Source organism: Pseudomonas sp. MH9.3, assembly GCF_034354675.1.
Classification (GTDB): Bacteria; Pseudomonadota; Gammaproteobacteria; order Pseudomonadales; family Pseudomonadaceae; genus Aquipseudomonas.
Map to the genome: position 1 here is coordinate 1,022,376 of NZ_CP133785.1, position 21,366 is coordinate 1,043,741.

The 21,366-nt window shown below is 60.6% G+C and carries 22 protein-coding genes and 1 pseudogene; 16 read left to right on the top strand and 7 right to left on the bottom strand.

Going from position 1 to position 21,366, the window contains the following annotated elements:
• The first annotated feature begins 91 nt into the window (after positions 1–91).
• Positions 92–1,198, top strand: a complete 1,107-nt coding sequence (locus tag RHM60_RS04030) for a hypothetical protein (RefSeq protein ID WP_245229211.1) — start codon at positions 92–94, stop codon at positions 1,196–1,198.
• Positions 1,199–1,423: 225 nt separating this feature from the next.
• Complete coding sequence (locus RHM60_RS04035; protein ID WP_209982260.1) at positions 1,424–2,299, top strand: LysR substrate-binding domain-containing protein; 876 nt, start codon at positions 1,424–1,426, stop codon at positions 2,297–2,299.
• A 64-nt stretch (positions 2,300–2,363) separates the two neighbouring features.
• Here RHM60_RS04035 and RHM60_RS04040 read toward each other — a convergent pair whose 3' ends face one another.
• From RHM60_RS04040 to fae, 4 genes are all read right to left on the bottom strand, one after another.
• Positions 2,364–3,728, bottom strand: coding sequence for an MFS transporter (locus RHM60_RS04040; RefSeq protein ID WP_209982262.1), 1,365 nt, complete (start codon positions 3,726–3,728; stop codon positions 2,364–2,366).
• A 99-nt stretch (positions 3,729–3,827) separates the two neighbouring features.
• Positions 3,828–5,261, bottom strand: a complete 1,434-nt coding sequence (locus RHM60_RS04045; protein WP_209982264.1) for an NAD-dependent succinate-semialdehyde dehydrogenase — start codon at positions 5,259–5,261, stop codon at positions 3,828–3,830.
• Positions 5,258–6,292, bottom strand: coding sequence for an aldo/keto reductase (locus tag RHM60_RS04050; protein WP_209982266.1), 1,035 nt, complete (start codon positions 6,290–6,292; stop codon positions 5,258–5,260). The genes RHM60_RS04045 and RHM60_RS04050 overlap by 4 nt, the downstream gene beginning before the upstream one ends.
• A gap of 10 nt (positions 6,293–6,302) precedes the next feature.
• Complete coding sequence (gene fae, locus RHM60_RS04055) at positions 6,303–6,815, bottom strand: formaldehyde-activating enzyme (RefSeq protein ID WP_209982268.1); 513 nt, start codon at positions 6,813–6,815, stop codon at positions 6,303–6,305.
• 542 nt (positions 6,816–7,357) lie between these two features.
• Here fae and RHM60_RS04060 point away from each other — a divergent pair.
• Positions 7,358–8,461, top strand: coding sequence for an endo-1,4-beta-xylanase (locus RHM60_RS04060; protein ID WP_322213707.1), 1,104 nt, complete (start codon positions 7,358–7,360; stop codon positions 8,459–8,461).
• Between the two features lie 42 nt (positions 8,462–8,503).
• Here RHM60_RS04060 and RHM60_RS04065 read toward each other — a convergent pair.
• A pseudogene (locus RHM60_RS04065) lies at positions 8,504–8,581 on the bottom strand (NAD(P)-dependent alcohol dehydrogenase); the annotation flags it as partial.
• A 29-nt stretch (positions 8,582–8,610) separates the two neighbouring features.
• Entirely contained in the window at positions 8,611–9,948 is a 1,338-nt protein-coding gene (locus RHM60_RS04070; RefSeq protein WP_209982272.1) for a hypothetical protein, read from the bottom strand.
• A gap of 287 nt (positions 9,949–10,235) precedes the next feature.
• On the opposite strand from RHM60_RS04070, the gene RHM60_RS04075 reads away from it, so the two are divergent.
• The 13 genes from RHM60_RS04075 to RHM60_RS04135 all read left to right on the top strand — a co-directional run bounded on the left by RHM60_RS04075 (position 10,236) and on the right by RHM60_RS04135 (position 20,732).
• Positions 10,236–10,580, top strand: coding sequence for a DUF6152 family protein (locus RHM60_RS04075; RefSeq protein ID WP_231986813.1), 345 nt, complete (start codon positions 10,236–10,238; stop codon positions 10,578–10,580).
• Between the two features lie 64 nt (positions 10,581–10,644).
• Complete coding sequence (locus RHM60_RS04080; RefSeq protein ID WP_209982274.1) at positions 10,645–11,427, top strand: hypothetical protein; 783 nt, start codon at positions 10,645–10,647, stop codon at positions 11,425–11,427.
• Between the two features lie 32 nt (positions 11,428–11,459).
• Positions 11,460–12,950 carry an alpha/beta hydrolase domain-containing protein gene (locus tag RHM60_RS04085; RefSeq protein WP_209982276.1) on the top strand — a complete coding sequence of 497 codons (1,491 nt, stop codon included), beginning with the start codon at positions 11,460–11,462 and terminating at the stop codon, positions 12,948–12,950.
• 21 nt (positions 12,951–12,971) lie between these two features.
• A complete protein-coding gene (locus RHM60_RS04090; protein WP_209982279.1) occupies positions 12,972–13,460 on the top strand; it encodes a DUF6644 family protein in 489 nt (162 codons plus the stop codon).
• A gap of 32 nt (positions 13,461–13,492) precedes the next feature.
• Positions 13,493–13,981: a DUF6644 family protein gene (locus tag RHM60_RS04095; protein WP_209982281.1), complete on the top strand. Its 489-nt coding sequence runs from the start codon at positions 13,493–13,495 to the stop codon at positions 13,979–13,981.
• On the top strand, positions 13,981–14,682 hold the full coding sequence (locus RHM60_RS04100) for a DUF6162 family protein (protein WP_209982283.1): 702 nt from the start codon (positions 13,981–13,983) through the stop codon (positions 14,680–14,682). The genes RHM60_RS04095 and RHM60_RS04100 overlap by 1 nt, the downstream gene beginning before the upstream one ends.
• Positions 14,679–15,611 (top strand): metal ABC transporter solute-binding protein, Zn/Mn family, encoded by a 933-nt coding sequence (locus RHM60_RS04105; protein ID WP_209982285.1) that lies wholly within the window; start codon positions 14,679–14,681, stop codon positions 15,609–15,611. The genes RHM60_RS04100 and RHM60_RS04105 overlap by 4 nt, the downstream gene beginning before the upstream one ends.
• 23 nt (positions 15,612–15,634) lie before the next feature.
• Positions 15,635–16,315, top strand: a complete 681-nt coding sequence (locus RHM60_RS04110) for a metal ABC transporter ATP-binding protein (RefSeq protein WP_245228984.1) — start codon at positions 15,635–15,637, stop codon at positions 16,313–16,315.
• A complete protein-coding gene (locus tag RHM60_RS04115; RefSeq protein WP_209982289.1) occupies positions 16,312–17,217 on the top strand; it encodes a metal ABC transporter permease in 906 nt (301 codons plus the stop codon). The genes RHM60_RS04110 and RHM60_RS04115 overlap by 4 nt, the downstream gene beginning before the upstream one ends.
• The gene (locus RHM60_RS04120; RefSeq protein WP_322213711.1) at positions 17,214–18,209 is read left to right on the top strand and encodes a metal ABC transporter solute-binding protein, Zn/Mn family; all 996 of its coding nucleotides are present in this window, start codon (positions 17,214–17,216) and stop codon (positions 18,207–18,209) included. Before RHM60_RS04115 ends, RHM60_RS04120 begins: the two co-directional genes overlap by 4 nt.
• A 28-nt stretch (positions 18,210–18,237) precedes the next feature.
• Positions 18,238–18,561: a hypothetical protein gene (locus RHM60_RS04125; protein ID WP_209982291.1), complete on the top strand. Its 324-nt coding sequence runs from the start codon at positions 18,238–18,240 to the stop codon at positions 18,559–18,561.
• Between the two features lie 8 nt (positions 18,562–18,569).
• Positions 18,570–19,394, top strand: coding sequence for a DUF4198 domain-containing protein (locus tag RHM60_RS04130; protein ID WP_209982293.1), 825 nt, complete (start codon positions 18,570–18,572; stop codon positions 19,392–19,394).
• A gap of 81 nt (positions 19,395–19,475) precedes the next feature.
• Positions 19,476–20,732, top strand: a complete 1,257-nt coding sequence (locus tag RHM60_RS04135) for a winged helix-turn-helix domain-containing protein (protein ID WP_209982295.1) — start codon at positions 19,476–19,478, stop codon at positions 20,730–20,732.
• Here the strand turns inward: RHM60_RS04135 and RHM60_RS04140 are convergent.
• Positions 20,729–21,361, bottom strand: coding sequence for a nitroreductase family protein (locus RHM60_RS04140; protein ID WP_209982297.1), 633 nt, complete (start codon positions 21,359–21,361; stop codon positions 20,729–20,731). The genes RHM60_RS04135 and RHM60_RS04140 overlap by 4 nt on opposite strands.
• Positions 21,362–21,366 lie beyond the last annotated feature (5 nt).

Consider the following 21,366-nt stretch of genomic DNA (forward strand, 5'->3'; position numbering starts at 1 on the left):
AACCAGGAGTATCACTGTGCGCACAACTACCCAGATTGCGGTCCGCTCCATCGCCCTCATTCCGCTGCTCGGCGCCTTCGCAGCCCCGGCCATGGCGGTGCAGATCACCGACAACCTTGACCTCGGCGGCGCCATCCGGGCGCGCTGGGACTATGACCCGGACCGGGACATACAGAAGTTCGGCCTGGACACGGTGTTCCTCAGCGCCAAGTACAACTCCGACACCTGGATCGGCGAGGCCCAGTACCGCTTCTACGGGCGCTCCTATCCTTACCAGTACACCAAGAACTACGGCGATATCCAATTCGCCAAGTTCGCCTGGGTCGGCTACAAGTTCAATCCCGACCAGCAGGTGCAGGTGGGGCTGAATACCGTGCCGTTCGGGTTGCAGCCTTACTTCGGCAGCACCTTTTACGAAACCCTGGGCAACGTCATCGGCCTGGAAGATGTACAACAGGTCGGCGCCAAGTACATCCAGCAAAGTGGCGACTGGAATATCCAGGCCGGCTATTACCTGCGCCCGGCGTGGCAAGGCAAGGGCACGAGCAAAGGGGTGACGTATTCCAGCGTGGTGTCCGGGGCCGACAGCTACGTGGGCGACGGCAGCGACAACCAGGAGCGGAATACCGTGGTGCTGCGCGTGGCCAAAGCCCTGGACCTCGGCGCGTGGAAATCCGAAATTGGCATCTCGGGCCTGACCTCGACCCTGGAAAACAAGGACACCGATAACGATGGCCGCCGCAACGCGGTGGCCGTGCATTACCTCGGCAAGAACGGCCCATGGGGCGTGCAACTGCAAGCGGCGCGGCAACAGATGTCGCCGCGCAACCGTGGCAGCGATGAAGTGGTCACACTCGGCGGGTACGACGGCACCTACAACGTCGCCAGTCGAGGCAATTTGTACGTCGCCGACCTGAGCTATGACGTCGCCGGCAAATACCTGTTCGACCAGATAAGCGGTGTGAAGCTGTACGCCAACTACAGCGCCTTCGATAAATCCGCCGACGCGTTCAAGACCTCGCAACGGTTGATCCTGGGCACTTCGTTTTCGTTCAGCAAACTGTGGATCGCGACGGAATGGTTGTACGGCAAAAATGACCCGTACATTGGTGGCAGCAGTTACACCCAAAGCCTGGCGTCTGGTGGGAGTAACCAGTGGGAGAATCAGCTGTACATGAACATTGGGTACTACTTCTGATCCGGATTGTCCGGCGTTTCTGGAAGGCCTCTTCGCGAGCAAGCCCGCTCCCACAGGTTTAGCGCATAACCTGTGGGAGCGGGCTTGCTCGCGAAGACTTTACCCAAACACCACTTGCATCAACCTCTCAGAAAGGAGTCAGATACGTCGTACAGAATATTCACCAAAAACAATAAACCTGCCCACGCACTACAGCGTCGAAGGCGGGTATGGAGTCACCCTTTAATGCGTCAACTGCCCTCGCTCAACATGCTGCGCGTCTTTGAAGAAGTCGCGCGGCATCGCAGTTTCAGCCAGGCGGCTTTGGGGTTGAACGTCACCCAAGGCGCGGTCAGCCGTCAGATCAAGCAGCTTGAAGATTATCTCGGCGTGGCGCTGTTTATCCGCACGCCCCAAGGCCTGTCGCTAACGCAAACAGGCCTCGCCCTCTCCCCCCAATTGAGCAATGCCTTCGACCACGTCGAACGCGCCCTCCAAGCAGTGCGCGTGCCCAACCTGCGCCAACGCCTGCGTATCGTCGCACCACCGACCTGGGCCACGCGCTGGTTGTCGGCGCACTTGCGCGCATTCTGTCAACGCTACCCGGACATCAGCCTCAGCGTGACCCACCAAAACGGCTACGAGAACCTCGCGGAAATCGACTGCCACATCCGCTTCGGCCTCGAAGCGGCCAACCATTGCAGCAGTCAGTTGCTGGTGATGGAGCGGCACATGGCAGTGGCCAGCCCGGAGTTGTTCGTCAATGGCCAGCCGCCGGATCTGCGGGAGTTTGCGCTATTGCACATCCTGCATGACGGCAAACGCTTGAAGGTGTGGGAGAACTGGTTGGCGGCAATGGGCCGCGAGGATGTCGATGCCGCGCAAGGGCTGGAGTTCAGCACGCTGGACCAGGTGATCCACACGGCACTGGCCGGTGGTGGGCTGGCGGTGATTGACAGACAGATGATTGAAAAGGAACTGGCGAGTGGCAGTCTGTTGCCGATCACTGCTGTGGAAGTGGTCGGGCCTTACGGGTATTGGCTGGATGTGGCGAATGAGAAACGGGGGCTGTCGAAAGTGCAGTTGTTTACGGATTGGTTGGGATTGGTCAGCAACCCCTGAAACACCGACATTTTCAAATGTGGGAGCGAGCAAGCCCGCTCCCACATTGGGTGTGTGGTGGGTTTTAGATTGGCGCTGCGATCTTTGTGGCAGCGGGTGCCGCGCTCTCCATCGGACCCTGCGCCTTGCACGCCTGGCTCAGTGTCAGGGACTTGGTTTCCGGTGCCCAGGCCCAGGAAATGATCGCGCCCAGTGCGAGAATCGACGCCAGGATGCCCATGGTCGGGCTCAAGCCGATACCCGCCACACTCACCGGCAACAGGAACGTGCTGACCGCCGAGCCCAAGCGACTCACCGCCGTTGCCAGGCCAATCCCGCTGGCCCGCACTTCGGTCGGAAAGCTCTCGGCCGGGAACACGCCTACCAGGTTGCTTACTGCTGATAACACCAGCGTGAACACGCCGAACACCAGCACCATCAGGAACGCCGCACTGCCCGGCAATGCCGCCAGCAGGAACAAGGCTACCGCCAGGATGATGAACGAATTGATCAGGAAGCCTCGGCGCGAGAACTTCACTGTGCACCAGATGCCGATCAATGCGCCGAGGATCAGCAGCATGTTGAGCATCAATTCGGTGCCGAAGCCCTCCGCCAGGCCCATCTTCTGCAGTATCGACGGCAGGAAGGTGTAGATAGCGAAGTACGGCATGACGATGCAGACGAAGAACAGGCAGTTGAACGCGGTGCGCTTACGGTATTCGCGGCTGAACAGCACTGCGTAGCCGGAACGGGTTTCGGTGGAGCGGGTTTCGTCGAGTTCGACATTATCGCCCAGGTGTTTTTTGACAATCGCCCGTGCTTCGGCGATCCGTCCCTGGTTGACCAGCCAGCGCGGTGACTCGGGTGTGCCGATTCGCGCGATCAGGATGAGCGCCGCCGGGATTGCCGATGAAGCCAGCATCCAGCGCCAGGCGTCATCACCGAGGCTGAGCATCGCGGTGCCGACGAAGGTCGCGGCGACGTAGCCGAAAGTCCAGATGACGCTGAATGAGCCGAGCAACACGCCACGGTGTTTTTTCGGCGAAAACTCCGCGAGCATCGCGTGGCCGACGCTGAAGTCGCCGCCCAGGCCAATGCCGATCAGCACCCGGCAGAGGAATAGCTGCATCGCAGTTTCAGCGTAAAACTGCATCACCGAAGCAACGGTGATCAGGACAAAACTGACCAGGAAGATTTTCTGCCGCCCGACCTTATCGGAAATCCAGCCGAAGAACAGGCTGCCAAGAAACAGGCCAATCAGTGCTGAAGCGCCGATCAGGCCTTGCCAGAAGGCATCGAGGTGCATCTGCGGGCTGAGCAACGTGAAAGCAATACCGATCAGGCCCAGGATGTAGCCGTCGGTAAAATGTGCGCCGAAAGTGAGACCGGCAATTTTGATATGAAAGCGCCCGATGGGCAGGTCATCGATCTTTATCGATTGAGCGGACATGTTCGTCTCCAATTGTTGTTATTGACGGAGAAATGAAACCGATGGCGCTTGTACCTGTGGGAGCTGGCTTGTTCGCTCCCACAGGAATTAGGGTCGGGGCTAGAGGCCGCCCATCAACAGGTATTTTATTTCCAGGTAGTCTTCCAGACCGTACTTGGAGCCTTCGCGCCCCAGGCCCGATTCCTTGATGCCGCCAAACGGCGCGACTTCCGTGGAGATGATGCCTTCGTTGATCCCGACCATGCCGGCTTCCAGGCCTTCGGCCATGCGCCAGACGCGGCCGATGTCGCGGCTGTAGAAGTACGCCGACAATCCATAGGGCGTGTCATTTGCCCGTTGCAATACGTCGGCTTCGTCCTTGAAGCGAAAGCACGCGGCTACGGGGCCGAAGGTTTCGTCCTGGGCGATCAGCATGTCGCTGGTGGCATCGGTGAGAATGGTCGGCTGGTAGAACGTGCCGCCAAGCGCATGCCGACGACCGCCGCACAACAGCGTGGCGCCCTTCTCCAAGGCGTCACTCACGTGCAACTCAACCTTGGCCAACGCCGCTGCGTTGATCAGCGGACCTTGCTCGGTTTCACCGTCCAGCGCACTGCCGACGCGCATCGCAGCGACCGCTTCGGCGAGTTTGCCGGTGAACGCTTCGTAAACACCGTCCTGGATGAAGAAACGGTTCACGCAGACGCAGGTCTGCCCGGTATTGCGGAATTTCGAGGCCATCGCGCCTTTCACGGCGGCGTCCAGATCAGCATCGTCAAACACAATGAACGGCGCGTTGCCGCCCAGTTCCAGCGAGACTTTTTTCAGCGTATCCGCCGCTTGGCGCATCAGTAGTTTGCCGGTGCGGGTAGAGCCAGTGAACGAAAGTTTGCGCACGACGCCGGAAGCTTGCAGTGCTCCGCCAATCGCCACGGCGTCACCGGAAACCACGTTGAACACCCCGGCCGGAATGCCCGCCTGCTCGGCCAACACCGCCAAGGCGAAGGCTGACAAAGGCGTCTCTTCCGACGGTTTGAGAATCATTGTGCAACCCGCCGCCAGCGCCGGACCGACCTTGCGCGTGACCATCGCCAGCGGGAAGTTCCAAGGGGTGATCGCTGCAACCACGCCTATGGCCTCCTTGATCACAATGATTCGCGCATCAGCCTTATGGCTCGGGATTACGTCGCCGTAAGCGCGCTTGGCTTCTTCGGCGAACCATTCCAGAAAGCTTGCGGCATAGACCACTTCGCCCATAGCTTCGGCGAGCGGTTTGCCCTGTTCGCGACTGAGCAAAGTGGCCAGATCTTTCTGGTTGCTCAGCATCAGTTCGCCCCAGCGCTTGAGGCGCTGACTGCGCTCTTTGGCAGTCAATTTTCGCCAGGCTGGCAAAGCACGGTTCGCCGCGGCGATGGCGAGGTTGGTTTCTTCGGCGCCGGCCTTTTGCACGTCGGCGATCACTTCGCCATTGGCCGGGTTCAACACCGGATAGGTCGCACCGCCGCTCGACCATTGGCCGTCGATGAAATTTCCGTTACGAATCAGCGAGCTCATGCCACAGCCTCGGTCAGAGTAAAGCGTTCCAGCCCTGGGCGAGCCGAGCGCAGGATGCGTTTGCCGGCGGTGTAATCGTTGATCACGTCGCACGGGGTGTAGTTGCGTTCCAACTCATGCAGTTCTTCGGCGTCGAGCCTGGTTTCCAAGGCTGCCAAGGCACTGTCGAACTGCGCGGTGGTGTCGGCGCCGACCAGCATGCAATCGACGCCCGGATGATTGGCAACCCAGGCTTGAGCGATCTGCGCGTTCGAGACACCACGGGCGCGGGCCACGCGCTGTACCGAATGAGCGATCTCGAACGAGGCCTCGTCGCTGTACATCTGCTGAGTGAAGAAGTCGGTCTGGTTGCGGGTCGATTGCACATCGCCGGTCAACAAGCCGCGAGCCAGCGGGCTGAACACCGAAACGCCAAGACCCTGATCACGACAGAACGGAATCATCTCGCGCTCTTCTTCGCGGTAGGCGCAGTTCAGTTGCAGCTGCATGTTGATCGGCTTGACCCAGCCGTTGCGTTCGCAAGCCATGAGGATCTTCGCCAGCTGCCCGGTGAGCATGGTCGACACGCCGATGTAACGGGCCTTGCCTGAACGCACGATGTCATTCATGGCGCTCATGGTTTCTTCGACCGGGGTATTCACATCGAAGTAATGCAGCATGAACACATCGACGTAATCCATGTTCAAGCGCTTCAGCGAGGCGTCGATGCTGTCCATGATGTGCTTGCGCGAATGACCGCTGGCGTTGATGCCGTTGCGGGTGCCGTAGCCGACCTTGGTGGTGATCACCAGATCTTCGCGGCGAGCCAGACGCTTGACGATGCGCCCCACCACTTCCTCACCGACACCAGCGGAATAGAAATCCGCCAGGTCAATGAAGTTCACCCCGTTGTCGAGGGCATGGGCGACGATCGGCTCGCTTTGCTTTTCATCGAAGATCCACGGTTTCCAGTCCGGGGTGCCCATGTTCATGGTGCCCAGGCACAGGCGGGAGACTTGCAGGCCGGAGTTGCCCAAACGAATGTATTGCATGGCGCAGACCTCAGGCTTTTGGGGTGTAGAAGGGGTTGCTGATGTGAGCGACCACATCCGCCAGTTGCGCAGTTTCCGGTTTGCCGGTCAGGGCGGCGCGGATCGCGGTGCGGCAGGCGTTGTAGTTGTTCAGGTACACCGCATCAAGGTCATCACACGCCGGGTTGACCCAGTTGGCGGTGACGATGGCCCACTCATCTTCAGCTTCCGGCGGCAAAGTGCCATCCAACAAAGCTTCCAGAACAGCCTTGGCGATCGCAGCCTGGGACGCGCCCCAGGTGGCGTTGCCATGCAAGTCGCTGCTGATCGCAGCTTTATTGACGTAAAGCGTCATCGGCTTGACCGGAATGTTCGGCTGGGCGATCACCATGAACGGGCAATGCCCCTGGCTCGGCGACGCCAGGCTGTTGGCAAACGCCTGCCCTGCCGGACCGTTACGCGGGCCGATCAGAATGTTGATGTGCGCGGCGTTCACGCCTGGTCCTTCAAAACCTTCTCCGATGTACAGGTCGAGTTCTCTCATGAGTCATTACTCTTTTTGGATTTATTTTGGGTGATCAGAAGCGCACGCGGGTCTTGAAGATCGCGTGGCAAACATCGGGGTATGAAGAGCGCAACACGAGGCTGGCGAGGACGCGGCAGAGGGGCTTAGTCATGAATGCAAACGCTCTTTTTGTTATTGATGAGCTGTGTTTGCGACTTTTTAACATCGGGGGCCAGAGGGGCTGTAACCATTAAAAGTCATGGGGATATGAGTTCTCCTCATACCCAGCAAAATCCCGCGCGGAACTGGAAGACAAATTGTTCGCCAACCAGCCCTGCATAGTAGACCGCGATTTCGCATTTACCGTGTGCGTCAGGGGGCAAAATTGGGGCAATTTTCAACTCGGCCGACCTTGAATCACTGCGCTAGAGCCCAGTCAAAATGTTTTTCGGCGACCCTGACAGCCTGTAACAAAGCCCCACAAAGCCATTTTTTAACAAAAAGTCATGGGCACCTTCAGTACACTTCCACCTATCCATATCCAATGGAGTTCACGACTCCCACGCTCCGAGCGCCCACGCATGAAGCCATTCAATCGCCGACGCTTCCTCACTACGACGTTGCAGGCCATGGTCCTCGCGCCGCTTTTGCGTGTTCGCCCCGCGCTTGCCGACGACACCTTTCGGCCCTTACGCGCAGTCGCTGCGCAACACGGGCTGTCGTTCGGCTTCGCGGTAGATCCCGCCCTGCTCGATACCAACCCGTCGTATCGGGACGTCGTGGCCCGGCAAGCGGGCATCGTGGTGCCGGAAAACGCGTTGAAATGGGCCCAGGTCCATCCCGCCCCGGACCGCTACACCTTCGCCCCCGTGGACCTTATCCTCGCGTTTGCGCAGGCGAACCATCAGCGCATGCGCGGCCACACACTGTGCTGGCACCGCGCCCTGCCCGACTGGGTCACCCGCACGGTGACACCCGCCAACGCGAAGGAGGTACTGACGCAACACATTGCCGCGGTGGTCGGCCGCTACCGTGGCAGGATTGCCTCCTGGGATGTCGTCAACGAGGCCATCCAAGTTGACGACGGGCAGGCAGGCGGGCTGCGCGACGCCTTTTGGTACCGGATGCTCGGTCCCGACTATATCGACCTGGCCTACGAGGCCGCGCACCGTGCCGATCCGGACGCCGCGCTCTGCTACAACGAATACGGACTGGAAAGCGACTCCCCCGCTGGCACGCGCAAGCGCGCCGCCGTGCTTGCCCTCCTGCGAACCCTGAAGCAGCGCGGCGTGCCGGTGCATGCGCTGGGCATTCAGTCCCATTTGCGCGCCGCGGACCCGCATGGCTTCGGCCCCGGGCTCGCCGCGTTCCTGCGGCAAGTGCATGACCTGGGCCTCAGCATCTACATCACCGAACTCGACGTCGACGACAGCCACGTGACGGGCGACGCGAATCAACGCGACGCCATCGTGGCCGGCACCTACAAGCGATACCTGGACCTCGTGCTCGGCACGGGCACGGTATCCGCCGTTTTGACCTGGGGTGTATGGGATACCGCGCACCGCACCGGTGCTACCCCTTCGATGGGACCACTGGCGCAGCGACCGCTGGTGTTCGGTCCGCAGGGCGTGATCAAACCCGCCAGCTGGGTCGTCGAGCATAGCCTGGCATGGCGGGCGAGCTAGGCCTCAGCCCCAATTTTGAAGGACGTGCCCACGCGGCGGGCGAGTGAGATTGCCGATCTGTGCGATACGTCCACCTGCCTTTGTTGCAGCAATCGATTGATTGATGCCGTCACCGCCTGCCCGGGGCCGCGACAGACCTCAATAACGAATCAGAACGTCGCCCACACAATGAACTGCATGTACGTGTTGGTTGATGCGTCGCCGCTCTGCCGGCCGCCGTTGCCCAGCCACTTCTGCGGTTTGTAGAAGCCCACCAGCGGCGAAAGCGTGATGTTATCCGTGACGGCCCAATCCACAAACAGATCGAGCTCCTGCGCAGCGAAATCCAGCTCATGACGGCGGGAAAGCTGGTGGTAGTCGAACGCCATCGCGTTAAGGGTCAATTTCTCGGTCGGTTTAACCGACAGGAGTATGTCGTTGATCTGCATGTTCGAGGTCACGGAACCCGCGTAATTAAGCCCTATTTCCCCCTGGAGCCGTTTGCGATAACCGCCCTGGAACAGGAAGTCCCAGCCTTCGGAGTAGCGCGAATAACGATAGCTGACAGTCGGTTGCCATGGGGTATCGACGAAGGTGTAACCCGCGTCGAAGAACATCGCTCGCTGTGAGCCCGACCGTTTTTCCTGGCGGGCCACCTCAAACGCAAAATCGGCGTTTTCGATCCCGGCATTGCCCTGCCCTCGGATGCTGTAGACGTTCATGCCCTTGCGCTCAAGCCGATCGGCGAAGGCGTATTTCTCGTCCACATCCAGGCCATGCACGTAGGTCGTACCGATCGAACCGATGGGGGTGGTGTAGTCGATAGTGCCCACTGCCAGTTCGGTCTTGGACTGCCCGGCGTTGTCGGATTTCAACCATATCACGCTGCCGTGCAGCCCTTCCTTGCCACCCAGTTTCAGCACCGCCGTGTTGCCAAACGCCAGGCGTTGGCCCAGGTAAAAGGCGCCCCCCCGGTTGAACCGGCCATCACGCACGCCCTCGATGGGGCTGAACGCGTTACCCGCGTCGAAGCCATCGTCGGTGATCAGAAAACCATCCACCGTGACAATCTGGCGCCCGAAAGAGAAATCCACGCCATCCTTGCCCAGGGCGGGTAGCAGGTCACCTGATTTCCAGCCGAGGAACGCGTCTTCCACAGCGGTTCGTCGCTCATCGCCCGCCGTCGTCGCCCCCATGTCTCCGTCACCCCACGACCCGCTGCTGAGCAGGCTGAAGCCGCCATAGACCGAGCCGGCAACCAGCTTATCCGTGGAGCCATTCAGGCCGTATTTGACGTAACCCTCCTGCCAATGCATGCCGCCGGATTTTTTCTGCGGATCGCCCAGGTAGTTATGGGTACTGCCAAACCAGCCAAATGCAGCGCCCAGGTCGGCATTCAAAACGGTTGCTCCGTTGTCTTCGTTGTACAGCGCGTAAGCGTGTGCCTGCGAGCCGACTGCACAGAGTGCAACCAGCGACAGTAACGGCGCGTAGGGGGGAATGCGCATAACGTCTCTCCTGTTTTTATTGTTGTGAGGCGAAACAGGAGTGTTCCGGCTTGGCTCGGCAATGCGGTAACCCAAATCAGCATGTACAAGGGGCAAGATCGCCCATCCGTCGTCGAGCGGTCCCCTCCCGCGCAAAAACGCCTCAGTGCCTTCATTGGTTGCCGTTTTGGGCTAAGGCTTCTGAGTGTGAGCGCCCTATGCTGGGCCCATAAGAACCATAAAAACCCGAGGCACCCGTCATGACCCTTTTGTCACCCTCCCCGCTGTTTCGTCAGGGGCTTTGCCTTTTGACCCTCATCGCCTGCAGTGCATTAGCGCCTGTTGCCAGTGCCCACCATTCCTTTGCGCTGTTCGACCAGACCCAGACGCTCACGATCAAAGGTGTGGTCGAGCGCTTCGCCTGGACCAACCCGCACATCACGATCTATGTCGACGTTCCCGGCCCACCGGCCCAGCGTTTCAAGATCGAGACCGGCAGCGTCAACGCGCTGCAACGCACGGGCTGGACAGCCAATTCGGTCAAGGCTGGCGAAACCGCCGAGGTGTCCTTCAAACCGCTGAAAAACGGTGAGCCGGGCGGGCTGCTGGTGGAGATCAAGATGGGTGACGTGGTGCTCTCGGGCGGCGGCTAAACGCGACACCTCCCGATTGCGACAACAACAGAACTGGGCAAACCAGCAACGCGGAGACACTTCAATGAAACCAGCACGAACCTGCAGCACAGCCATGCTCTTCCTGGGAATGGTCCTCGTGACTGTCGCCGGGATGAGCAGCGCCGCGACAGCGTCAAAACCGCAAACCGACAAGCACAGCGTGGCCACACGGCCCGACATCAGCGGCACCTGGGAAAGAACCCCGGACGACTGGTTCGGCGAGAACCCGGACGACCCGGTACACCCCGGCGGTCCAATGGATCTCAAGGCACCCTACGCCGCCGAATACGTTGAGCTCAAAAAGAAAGAAGCCGTGGCCAACGCCGCCGGAACGCCGATCGCCACCACCAGCTCCAAGTGCCTGCCCGAGGGCATGCCGACCATGATGGCAGCGCTCTTCCCGATCCAGATCATTCGCGACGACAAGCAGGTGATCATCCTCGGCGAGTATCTCCAGCAGGTGCGGCGGATTCTTTTGAACCAGCCCATGCCGCCGACAGATACTCTCGACCCGCTGTACCAGGGCCACTCGCGCGGACACTGGGAGGGCGACACGCTGGTGGTCGAGACGCAACGGGTGCGCACGGACGTACGCTTCTACGACGTCCCCCACGGGTCGGCGATGAAGATCACCGAACGCATCCGGCTGCGCGGGCCGGATCACCTGGAAAACCAGGTCCTGATCGAAGACCCGCAGGTACTCAACACCCCCTATCGCTTTACGTTCGAGTACAAGCGCTCCAACTACGCCATTCAAGAGTACGTGTGCGAGAACAACCAGATCGTGATCGACAGCGAGGGCAAGGCATCTCTGAGCCTTGAGTGAATCCGCCCATCCCCCCCTCTGGAGCGCTACGAATGGAACGCCTGACCCCTATCGGCATCAGCGTTGTGTTGTCGCTGCTTGTCGCGTCGAACACCTTCGCCGACGTGCCGCGCATGCCCACGGCTATCGCGGTGCCGCCTTCCGACAAAGCACCGCTGTCGTCGGCGACACGCCCGGGCACCGAATACAGCGACCTCAATCACTACGGCTACGTCGAGCAGGAGTACTACCTGCAAGGCGTCGCTCCGGCCATTACCGCCGCCGGCAAAACCCTGCTGGAAGCGCCTTACACCACGCGCATTCTGGTGCGCAAACCAGCGGACCCGGCGCGTTTCAATGGCACGGTGGTGATCGAGCCGTTCAGTTGGTTTGGCGAGCGCGGCGCGGGCTGGATCCTGACCCGCGACTATCTGCTGCGGCGCGGCTACGCGTATGTCGGGTACACGCTGAATGTAAACAAACCGGCGGTGGACCCCAAGTTCATCTCCGACACGCCGGCGGCCGAAGCCGAACAGATCGCCCAGTACGGGCGGATCGTGAACTTCGAGTTCATGCGCCGCTTCGACTTTGCACGCTACGCGCCGCTGGGCACCTACTACGACCCGGCACACTTCACACGTGGCGAAGCGCCCGATCCGTTTGCACCCCAATCCCAGGGCATCGGCGCGCAGCTGGCGTTGCTGCTTAAAACCAAGGGAGCACAAAGCCCGCTGGCCGGCCTCGACGTGCAGCGCGTCTATGTGAATAGCTGGGCCGTCACCGCACAGGTCTGGATGGACTATCTCGACCAGGGTCGTCACCAGCAGTGGCGCATGCCCGACGAAACGCCGCTGATCGACGCCTACATGACCGGCCGCATGGCCTACGGAGAAGTGGGCGGCGACGTGCTCAGAGTGCCCCGCCAGATGCCCGAAGGCGTGCCGTTCGTGACGGTGTTCAGCCAGTCCGAACTGATGCACGACGTGATCGAAGGCATCCCCCTGCCCCCGGACACTGACACGCCGCAACTGCGCTACTACGAAGTCACTGGCATGCCCCATCTGCGCCTGGCCGACCTGGGTACGGAGCACACCGAACAGCTCGCTGCCGACATCGGCAAGGGCGACGACCCGCGATGCCGGACGCTGTATGACGAACCGGTTGAAGGGGTGGTCTCGGCGCTGCTCGATGGCATGGACCAATGGGTACGTGACGGCAAACCGATGCCCAACGCACCTCGGGTGGTCCGTGACGGCAAGGCCGCTGCCCGTGCGCCCGCCACCGGCAACCTGCAAGGCGGCGTGCGCCCGCCGTGGATCCAGGTGCCCAGCGCCACCTACCTCACCGATCAAGAGACCGGCTGCGGATTGATCTACGACACCAAGGTGCCTTACTCGAAGGAAGTGCTCGGCCAGCGTTATGGAAACTTCAACCGCTACGCACAGAAATTCGAAGACGCCAAAGCCGTTTCGATCAAGGAAGGCTATTTGCTGCCGGAGGATGCGGCGGGCCTGCGTCCGATCGCAACCCCTCAAGATTTCTAACCCACTGCGGAAGAAAAGCCGATGTCATCTTCACTCATCATTGCCTGGATCTACGCGTCACCGTTGAGCACTGCGATCCGCGACATTCTGTGGGTGATCCCCACCGTGCAGAGCATTCATATCATCGCCATCACCGTGCTCTTCGGCTCGGCACTGATTTCCGACCTTCGCCTGGCGGGCGTGTTCGCCAGCGATGAGCCCTTGCGCGGCGTCGTACGCCGTTACTACCCGTGGATGCGCAATGCGCTGATCGTGCTGCTGTGTACCGGGCTGGTGATGATCATCGCCGAGCCCGACCGGGTGCTCGTCAACTCGACGTTCTGGCTGAAGATGGCCCTGGTGGTGACGGCGTTCAGCATGACCTGGTTGCTGCGCCGCCCGCTGATGCGCCCCGCCGGCCATGCAGGCAGCGACGACGCATCGCGTCCGGTCAAGGCACTTGCGTGGCTGTCGATCGGTTTGTGGTGCGTCGTGATCATTTGCGGTCGCTGGATCGCCTACACGATCTAAGCGTTTTCAACGAAAGCTCTCAGGTATTCGCCATGGATATTCAACCCCTGCTGCAAGCTGTCCAGGACACCCCTGTCGCGACGTTCATCCGCGAGTCAGGCTCGGCTTTTCCGATGCTCGAATCGGTGCATGTGATCGGCATTGCCATCGTCTACGGCACCATCGCCGTGGTGGATTTACGCCTGCTTGGCGTGACCGCCCACCGGCGCGGCGCGCTCAAGCTGATCCAGGATTTACTGCCCTACACCTGGGTCGCGTTCGTGACCTGTGTGATCACCGGCCTACTGATGTTCTGCGCCAATGGCACGACCTATGTGCAAAACACCGCGTTCCTTTTCAAAATGGGCCTGTTGATGCTGGCAGGCATCAACATGGCGGTGTTCCACCTGGGGGCCTTTCGCCGAATCGCCGAATGGGACACCCAACTGCCGCCTCCCCGTCAGGCGCGGGTCGCCGGCTTCAGCTCGTTGCTGTTGTGGGCGGGCGTGGTGTTCCTCGGCCGCTGGATTGCATTTCTCTGATGGCGCGTCCAGCCGCTGCAATCACGCGGGTGCGCCCACGTTCCAGCGGCTGGGAGTCGCTGGCCCTGGGGCTGGCGACCCTGGCCGTCATCGCCAGCGTGGCAGGCTACGTGCTGCTGCGCCCCGAACGCGTTGGCCCGCCCACCCCGTTGAGCTGGCAGGTACGTTCCTTCGATGGCCTGGGCGCGGTCGATCAGGCCATCCACAGCGCATTGCTACCGGCCGGTGAAGAAATCATCTGGAACAACAACGATACCGGCGGCTGGATCACCCTGGAGCGTGCCCAGGAATTGTTGCTGCCGCCCTTCTACCGGGATGCCTTCTGGAAGGCTAATGGTGAAGTGCACTGGCAATTGATTCTGCCCGGCACCCACCTGGCCCATAAGGGCGGCGACGACGATGCCACGGCGGCAGACCAGACCGTCAGCGAGATATCCAAAGCCACCCTGGGCCAGGGCGCGACGGTCTACTACGGCTCAGCCGGCCACGCGCCCGGCCAGAGCGCCTACCTGCTGATCATCGGGCATGCCCATGCCGGTGTGATGTGGGCCAACCAGGCGACGATCTGGGTGCACCGCGACCCAAACGCGCCCTACCCCGCCATCGTCAAACCCGAATCCCTGGTCGGCGAGGGTTGGCGCCAAGTCATCCCGTACGACGGCGCCAGCGAAATCGAACGCGTAAAAGGAACCCAGCCATGACTGTTGCCACGAAACACCGCGCCTTGTGGCGCCGTTGCATCGCGCTGTGGGTGCTGATACCCGCCATCGCGCTCGCCGCCCCGGCCTTGGCCTCGGCGAAGCCACTCAGAATCGGTATCACCCTGCATCCCTATTACAGCTTCGTGGCCAATATCGTGGGTGATCGGGCGCAAGTCATTGCGCTCATCCCGGCAGAGGCCAACCCGCACAATTACCAGCCGCAGCCCGATGACATCACCCGCGCAATGAATATCGATGTGCTGGTGGTCAACGGCATCGGCCACGATGAATGGGCCTTCCAGATCATCAAGGCCGCCGGCCGCACGCAAACGCTGCCGATTATCCAGGCCAATGCGACGGTGGCGCTGATTCCCATCGGCGGCGACCAGGAAGGCGTGAAGGTGGTCAACCCGCACACTTTTGTCTCCACCACGGCGGCGATACAACAGGTGTTCGAGATCGCTCGCCGGCTCGGTGAATTGGACCCGGACAACGCTGCGGCGTATCGAAAAAATGCGCTGGCGTATGCCGGCCGTATCCGCGAGCTGCGCGCAGGCTTCATGACGCGCTTCGCCGCACTGGACCTGTCCAGGTTCCGCTGCGCGACGACTCATGCTGGCTACGACTACATGATGCAGGAGTTCGGCCTGTTCGTAAGCGCCGTGATCGAGCCGCGCCACGGCGTCGCGCCGACGGCACGCCAATTGGCCAACACCATCGAGGCGATCAAGAAAGCCAACGTCAAGGTGCTGTTCGCCGAGAAGAACTTCTCCCTCGACCTGGCCAAACCCATCGAAGCCGCCACCGGCGTGAAGGTGTTCGCCCTGTCCCATATCACCGGTGATACCTACAGCGCGGACGAGTTCGAGGTGGCGATGCGCGAAAACCTCGAAACCCTGGCGCAAGCCGTTGAGTACACCCAGCAATGAACGCGCTGAAGGAGGAATACGCAATGCGCGGCCCCGCCATTGTGTTCGACAACGTCTCCCTGCGACTGGGCGGCACGCAGGTGCTCGATCAGGTGAACCTGCGCATCGAGGCCGGCGCCTTGCACTGCCTGGTAGGCCCCAACGGCGGCGGCAAGACCTCGCTGGTGCGTGCGCTGCTGGGCCAGATGCCGCACTCGGGGACGATCCGATTCGAAGGTGAACTCATCGCGCCCCTGGGGTATGTCCCCCAATTGCCGGACTTCGACCGCAATGTACCGATGACGGTCAACGATCTCATGGCCCTGTTGGGTCAGCGCCGGCCCGCCTTCCTGGGCGCAAGCCGCGCCGCCAGGGCAGCCAATGCCCAGGCCCTGGAACGTACCGGCATGGCGGGGATGGGTAACAAGCCTTTTGGCAGCTTGTCCGGCGGCCAGCGTCAGCGCGTGCTGCTGGCCCAGGCGATCAGCCCGATGCCGTGGCTGCTGATCCTCGATGAACCGACCGCAGGGATCGACGAGGCCGGTGTGCGCCTGGTGGAGGCACTGGTGACTGAACTGAACAACCGTGGGGTGACCATCCTGTGGATCAACCACGACCTCGAACAGGTCAAGCGTATCGCGCAGTCCGTGACCGTTATCAACCAACGGGTGCTGTTTCACGGCCCCGCCGAGCAGATCGACAGCCGACTGGAGGTCATTCGATGAATGCCTTGTATGACTTCATTCGCGACCACCTCCAGGCGCTCGCCGCGAGTCACGTGTTGCCGCAACCCTTCGAATACGAGTTTGTGATCAATGCGTTGATGTGCTCAGTGCTGATCGGTCCGTTGCTGGGGGTGTTGGGCTCGATGGTGATGATCAAACGGATGGCGTTCTTCAGCCAGTCCGTGGGCAATGCGGCGATGACCGGCGTGGCCATTGGCGTGCTGATCGGCGAGTCGTATACCTCGCCCTACTTTTCGATGTTCGGCTTCTGCCTGCTGTTCGCCCTGACGCTCAAGTACACCCAACACCGCACCACCCTGGCCAATGACACGCTGATCGGCGTATTCCTCTCCATCTCGCTGGCGGTCGGTGCCTCATTGCTGCTGTTCGTGTCAGCGAAAATCAACACGCATGTGATGGAGGGTGTGTTGTTCGGCTCGATCCTGGCCGTCGACCACACCGACATGAACGTACTGCTGGGCGTGACACTGATTTGCACGCTGATCGGCCTGCCCCTCTACAACGGCATGTTGCTCTCCAGCCTCAATCCAAGCCTGGCCCATGCGCGCGGCGTAAAGGTGCGCAGCGTCGAGTACCTGTTCGTGGTGCTGGTCACCCTGGTAACGGTCGCCTGCCTGAAGATCATCGGTGCCGTCCTGGTCGAGGCCCTGCTGCTGATACCGGCAGCAGCCGCCCGCAACATCAGCCATTCATTGCCTGGCCTGGTCACATGGGCCGTGCTGATTGCGACCTTTTCCTGCGTGGTTGGCATTCTGGCACCGATGCAGTTCCATATTCCCGTGCCCACGGGCGGCGCCATCGTGATCGTCGCGGCCCTGGTGTTTGCGTTCACAACCATCATCCGCGGCACCGCGCCGCAGTTCAGAGGGGCCAGCGTATGACACGGTTCAACCCATCCATTCGCCCCTGGCTGGTGCTGCTGGCATGGCTGCTGGGCAGCGCGCCGTCAGCCTTCGCGGACGTCAGCCAACAAAAAGTGCTGGTCGCCCTGCCGGCGGTGTATGCACTCACTTCGGCACTCGGCGAAGGCACACACCTCGAGGTCGTACGTGTTCCGCTGGACGCCGCCGTCCCCATGGAAAGCCAGGCCAACGCGCTGTCGCGCCTGGACCCCAGCGTGTTCCAGACGGCCGTCGCCGTGGTCGCCCTGCGCAGCCTGTGGCGCGCTGATCCGCTGTATGCGACGGCGCGGCGCCACACTCTGCGGATCGTCGAAATCGATGCTTCGCATTCATGGGACAACCTCAAGCCCGGTGTGGCCACCACCCGTGTGCCCGCCAATGATGTGCCCTGGGCTGACGTTCGCAACGCCGAAGGCCCCCCGTCGCCCTACGCCTGGCTGGGGCCCGTGAATGCCATGCGCATGTCGGCGCTGATTGCAGCTGACCTGGCGCGGCTGTCCCCGGACGACGCGCCACGGATCGCGCGCAACCTCGCCGCGCTCGACGGCCGCATCCGCCAACTGAAGGCCGACTACGGTGACAGCCTGCTGAAAGTGCCGGACCTGCGCGTCCTGTCGCTGGCCAGCGAGCCGGTCTACCTGCTCGGCGAGTTCGGCGTGTATGTAGACGGTTGGTTCGTACGCCAGGACATCGACTGGACTGACGCCGACCGCGCCGCCCTGACCCGCTACCTTCGCGAGCGTGATATCCGCGTGGTGGTCCACAAATGGGCGCCTGACGCCAGGATTGTACGAGCCATCGAGGACGGCGGCGCACGCCTGCTGATCCTGGATATCGGCAATCCGGGCATGCTCGCCAACAAGGCCAACAGCTACGAGGCGCTGTTGAGTTCCAACCTGGACGCCCTGCTGGCGGCTTTTGCGCCGGCCAGTCCCCCTGCGGCTGCCATTCAAGCAGCGGTCCCGCAGTGATTCATCTCGACCCTAGAGGCTGAACCTTATGAAAGCGCAAATGTTTGCCCACCCGATCCTGCTGACCAGTGCACTGCTGTCCTGCCAGGCCGCCCTGGCCCATGGCCCGGTTTTCGACTGCTATATCGAGCACGACGACTGGGTGAAGTGTGAAGCGGGCTATACCGACGGCAGTTCCGCTGTGGGTCGAAAAATCCATGTTCAGGACACGAGCAACAAGCTGTTGCTTGAAGGCACTGTCGGCAAGGACAACAGCTACACGTTCCAGGCCCCCGCCGGCGCGTACTCCGTTGAGTTTCTCGGCGGTGAAAACCATGGCGCCACCCTTCAGTCCTCCGACATTACACAGTGAAATCGACCATGCCGATCAAACGAAGACTGCTTCAAGCCCTTGCCGCCGCGACCTTCAGTTGCATGACCTGCGCTGCACAAGCTCACTTCCAGATGCTCTACCTCGACGAAACGGCGTTGCAACGTGCAGCCAATCTGGACTTCGCCATAGTGTTCACGCACCCGTTCTCCGGCGGCCCGACGATGAATATGGGTGAACCGCGCGCGTTCAATCTCATCAGCGCCCACGGCGGCGAAAAAACCGACCTGCGCCAATACCTCAAGCCTGTCCAGTGGCAGAGCCGCGACAATCAAGCGGCCGCCTATCGTGCATCGATTCCACGGGAGTTGGTGCGCTCACTGGGCGACCATATTTTCGTGCTTGAACCTGAGCCCTATCTGGAAAAGGAGGAAGACGTTTACATCCAGCAGTTCACCAAGCTCGTCGTCAACGTGGGTGGCGTCCCCGGTAACTGGTCAGAGCCCCAGGGGTTGCCGGTTGAGATCCAACCCCTCAACAAGCCCTACGCAAACTGGACGGGCGGCGTGTTCCGCGCAGTGGTCCTGGCTGACGGCAAGCCCGTTCCGTTCGCCGAGATAGAACTCGAATACATCAACCATTCTGTCGACATCAAAGACAACGCCTTCGGCAAGCAGGACTATGTCAAGGCCCCCCAAGCCTCATTCAAATCCCTGAGTACCTATTCGGACGCCCAGGGTGTGGTGACGATCGGCCTGCCACGTGCCGGCTGGTGGGGCATTGCAGCGCTCAACATCGGTGCGACCAAAACCTATAAAGGCAAACCCCTTTCCCAGGACGCGGTGCTGTGGGTGCAAGTCAGGGATATGAAATAACCTGATCGCCAACGTCATGCTGACCAAGGGCTGAAGAATATTGGCCTGCGTCAATGGCGACGGGCGCCGTGAGGATGTGAAATGGATAAGTTGCAGGACGTTGAAGAGGAGAATCGACTGGCGGCGCACGCTCAAAGAGTTTTAAAGAGTGGTGCGCTCGGTAAATCGCGGCAGATCATTCGTCTTTTCGAGTTTCTGCTCGAGCGATCACTGATGGCGACCCCAACGAAGGAGGTCGAGATTGCACTCGTTGTGTTTGGTCGCCCCACCAACGTGGATCTCGCGGCTGATGCCACGGTTCGAGTGCATATTCATCGGCTGAGAAAAAAACTCGAGGCTGCGCCCGTCGATGAGCGTGGCGAGCGTCTTGTCCTGCCGCGTGGCGAATACCGTCTGGTGGTCGCTGCTCCCGATGAGCAAGACAACCACTCCAACCCTGCGCGCCGACGTTTGCTTGATTGGCGGTATTTTGCCAGCGCGGCGCTTTTCCTTGCGTTCAACGCAATGTGCTGGCTCTGGCTGACCGGGAAACCACCCAATGACGCGCGCGTCGAGAGCATTCTCTGGAGTGGTCTGACGAAAAATACAGCTGAGCTATTGATCGTTTCCGGTGATTTTTACGTATTCGGTGAACAAGGCGCTGATGGCTCCATTCTTCGCATGGTCGCTGATTACACCATTGCTTCCAGCGAGGCTCTCAATAAGTACAAGCAGCAGATGCCTGGGGCCGGCCAGAGGTACGTCGACATGAATGCGCATCACTTGCCGAGTGGGCTCTCATCGGCTCTGGTTTCGGTGACGCCAATCGTGGCCGCAACGAGGCCTGGCAATTCAAGCCTGATCAAGGATGTGACAACATCACGCTTCACCAATGAGATGCTGAGCGATCACGATATTGTCTATGTCGGTTTGCTCGACACCCTCGGCGATCTGCATGAACCGTTCTTCGACCTTTCCGGTTTTTCGCTATCGGCCAGCGGCGATACCCTTGTGGACCGAGCGAGCGGCGATCAATTTCAATCCGATTGGGCCGAGCCATCCACTGAAAGAATCATGCGCCGTGATTACGCCTACCTTGCGAGCTTTCCGGGACCGGCAGGAAATCACATCGTCGTCGTGGCCGGCATTATGGATCCAGCCCTGATAGAAGCGGCGAAGATCGCATCGAACAGTGCCGAACTGAATCGCTTGAAGGCCCAGCTAGGTGATAGCGAGGCCTTCGAAGCACTGTACGAGGTGCGTACGTTTGGTCCGTCGAATCTATCGGCAGAATTACTGATCGCACGCCCGCTTGACGTCAGTCAGATGTGGCGTGCGAGAGACGGGAGTAGGCCCTAGGCAATCTCCACGAACATATGCGCCTTGTCGCGCCGGACTTTTTCGAGTGTTACCAGCCAATCGCTTTCGGTATCCCGGTACCCCAGGGCCAAAAGAACCGAACTGTTCAAGCCCTGTTCGCGAAGCTTCAGAAGCGCGTCCACCGCGCTGTTGTCGAACCCTTCCATGGGCGTGGCATCCACGCCAAGTTCAGCAGCCGCCAGCAGCGCAAATCCCAACGCGATGTAGCATTGTTTGGCGGCGTGAAAATACTGCTGTTCCTTGCTCATGCTGCCTAACGAGTCGAGCAGCGATAACCGGTAATCATCGGTGACACTGGCAGGCAGATTACGTATCGCGTTGCTGTATTCGAAAAAGTCGTTGACCCGCTCAGGCGTATATTCATCCCAGGCAGCAAAAACCAATAAATGGGACGATTGAGTAACTTGCTGTTGGTTGGCGCAGATCGGCTGCAACTGCGCCTTCAACTCAGGGTTAGTGATGATTAACACCTTGAAAGGCTGCATGCCCGAGCTGCTGGGGGCCAGACGTATGGCTTCCAGGATCGGATCGATCTTCTCTTGCGCCACCTTGTCGCCGTTGTAGCTTTTGGTTGCATAGCGCCAATGGAGCGTGTCTTTCAATGCCATGGTGA

Bases quoted from the DNA above. Each gene is read 5' to 3' on its own strand.
- RHM60_RS04030 (WP_245229211.1), top strand. From the start codon at position 92: ATGGCGGTGCAGATCACCGACAACCTTGACCTCGGCGGCGCCATCCGG.
- RHM60_RS04035 (WP_209982260.1), top strand. From the start codon at position 1,424: ATGCGTCAACTGCCCTCGCTCAACATGCTGCGCGTCTTTGAAGAAGTC.
- RHM60_RS04040 (WP_209982262.1), bottom strand. From the start codon at position 3,728: ATGTCCGCTCAATCGATAAAGATCGATGACCTGCCCATCGGGCGCTTT.
- RHM60_RS04045 (WP_209982264.1), bottom strand. From the start codon at position 5,261: ATGAGCTCGCTGATTCGTAACGGAAATTTCATCGACGGCCAATGGTCG.
- RHM60_RS04050 (WP_209982266.1), bottom strand. From the start codon at position 6,292: ATGCAATACATTCGTTTGGGCAACTCCGGCCTGCAAGTCTCCCGCCTG.
- fae (WP_209982268.1), bottom strand. From the start codon at position 6,815: ATGAGAGAACTCGACCTGTACATCGGAGAAGGTTTTGAAGGACCAGGC.
- RHM60_RS04060 (WP_322213707.1), top strand. From the start codon at position 7,358: ATGAAGCCATTCAATCGCCGACGCTTCCTCACTACGACGTTGCAGGCC.
- RHM60_RS04070 (WP_209982272.1), bottom strand. From the start codon at position 9,948: ATGCGCATTCCCCCCTACGCGCCGTTACTGTCGCTGGTTGCACTCTGT.
- RHM60_RS04080 (WP_209982274.1), top strand. From the start codon at position 10,645: ATGAAACCAGCACGAACCTGCAGCACAGCCATGCTCTTCCTGGGAATG.
- RHM60_RS04085 (WP_209982276.1), top strand. From the start codon at position 11,460: ATGGAACGCCTGACCCCTATCGGCATCAGCGTTGTGTTGTCGCTGCTT.
- RHM60_RS04090 (WP_209982279.1), top strand. From the start codon at position 12,972: ATGTCATCTTCACTCATCATTGCCTGGATCTACGCGTCACCGTTGAGC.
- RHM60_RS04095 (WP_209982281.1), top strand. From the start codon at position 13,493: ATGGATATTCAACCCCTGCTGCAAGCTGTCCAGGACACCCCTGTCGCG.
- RHM60_RS04100 (WP_209982283.1), top strand. From the start codon at position 13,981: ATGGCGCGTCCAGCCGCTGCAATCACGCGGGTGCGCCCACGTTCCAGC.
- RHM60_RS04105 (WP_209982285.1), top strand. From the start codon at position 14,679: ATGACTGTTGCCACGAAACACCGCGCCTTGTGGCGCCGTTGCATCGCG.
- RHM60_RS04110 (WP_245228984.1), top strand. From the start codon at position 15,635: ATGCGCGGCCCCGCCATTGTGTTCGACAACGTCTCCCTGCGACTGGGC.
- RHM60_RS04115 (WP_209982289.1), top strand. From the start codon at position 16,312: ATGAATGCCTTGTATGACTTCATTCGCGACCACCTCCAGGCGCTCGCC.
- RHM60_RS04120 (WP_322213711.1), top strand. From the start codon at position 17,214: ATGACACGGTTCAACCCATCCATTCGCCCCTGGCTGGTGCTGCTGGCA.
- RHM60_RS04125 (WP_209982291.1), top strand. From the start codon at position 18,238: ATGAAAGCGCAAATGTTTGCCCACCCGATCCTGCTGACCAGTGCACTG.
- RHM60_RS04130 (WP_209982293.1), top strand. From the start codon at position 18,570: ATGCCGATCAAACGAAGACTGCTTCAAGCCCTTGCCGCCGCGACCTTC.
- RHM60_RS04135 (WP_209982295.1), top strand. From the start codon at position 19,476: ATGGATAAGTTGCAGGACGTTGAAGAGGAGAATCGACTGGCGGCGCAC.
- RHM60_RS04140 (WP_209982297.1), bottom strand. From the start codon at position 21,361: ATGGCATTGAAAGACACGCTCCATTGGCGCTATGCAACCAAAAGCTAC.